Annotated in this window: 1 protein-coding gene and 2 pseudogenes; 1 reads left to right on the forward strand and 2 read right to left on the reverse strand. The window is 64.3% G+C overall.

The window, feature by feature from the left end; translation table 11 throughout:
- Positions 1 to 207 (reverse strand): annotated as a pseudogene (locus tag BZL64_RS28200) (hypothetical protein); the annotation flags it as partial.
- A 134-nt stretch (positions 208 to 341) separates the two neighbouring features.
- Here BZL64_RS28200 and BZL64_RS28205 point away from each other — a divergent pair.
- Positions 342 to 737, forward strand: coding sequence for a contact-dependent growth inhibition system immunity protein (locus tag BZL64_RS28205; protein ID WP_086771994.1), 396 nt, complete (start codon positions 342 to 344; stop codon positions 735 to 737).
- A gap of 45 nt (positions 738 to 782) precedes the next feature.
- Here BZL64_RS28205 and BZL64_RS39190 read toward each other — a convergent pair.
- Positions 783 to 966, reverse strand: a pseudogene (locus BZL64_RS39190) (hypothetical protein); the annotation flags it as partial.

Genomic DNA, 966 nt, shown 5'->3' on the forward strand with positions numbered 1-966 from the left:
GGTGCCCCAGTTGGCGAAGTACAGATGCGCGTCGTAGCAGCCTTCCACCAGTTCCTGCGGGTCGCCTTTGAAGTCGCCCCACTGATAGGTGTTCACGAAGCTGTGCCGCGTGAGGTCGGCACGCGTCGACAACGCCCGGACGTGAGCGAGCTGCCCGTCGGTCAACGGCTTGTCCGCCATGAACTGATAGTGCTGGAACTCCGACACCAGTGACCCTCCGCCTGCCGTGCTCCACTCCCCCGGTAATTCTGCTCCTTCACGGGCGGAGGATCGACCCAACGATGTATATCTGCACCTTGTTTCAGACCGCGTTTGAGATCTCGTCGTAGGACAATCGGGCGGTGACGCGACCCCCGAACTGTGACCGCTCCCTTGAAGAGCTTGAACGCGACCGCTGGCCAGCCCCGTCGGCCGAAGCCACCCGTCTCATCGCTACTGCACACGCCTTGCGGCGTCGGCCGATCGGCGAGCTGACAGTCGAGGACATGCGTCTGTTGATCGGGCAGGACATAGGACTGCCCTGCCTCTTGCCGCTGGCCCTAAAGGTGCTGCGGGACAACCCGATGGCAGAGGGAGACATGTACGGAGGTGATCTGCTGTCCGCGGTCCTCACCAGGAACCCAGCGGTCTGGACTGAGGCTTCTGGACTCGGCGGAGAGCTTCGAGCGATCGTCTCTGAGTTGACCGACCTGCCACCTGACCTGCAACAGAAGGTTGATCGGTTCATGAATCCGTAGTGCGCTGACGCGGGATGTTACCCATGGGCGGGCGGACCGGGGTATCTATGAAACTTTTCGCGTGGGCGGGCGCGGGCCCTGCCGTGTCGCCGGTCGGCCGCGGGTGAGGCTGCGGAACATGAGGCCGATCATCGCCCAGCGGATCATGGTTTCGGAACGGGCCGGGCTGGTCTCGTAGTCCCTGGCGAGCCGGCGGTGGGCGGTGCCTGGACATCGGGCGGCCGCCCGA

The sequence above is a fragment of the Streptomyces bobili genome (genome assembly GCF_002154575.1).
GTDB lineage: Bacteria > Actinomycetota > Actinomycetes > Streptomycetales > Streptomycetaceae > Streptomyces > Streptomyces bobili.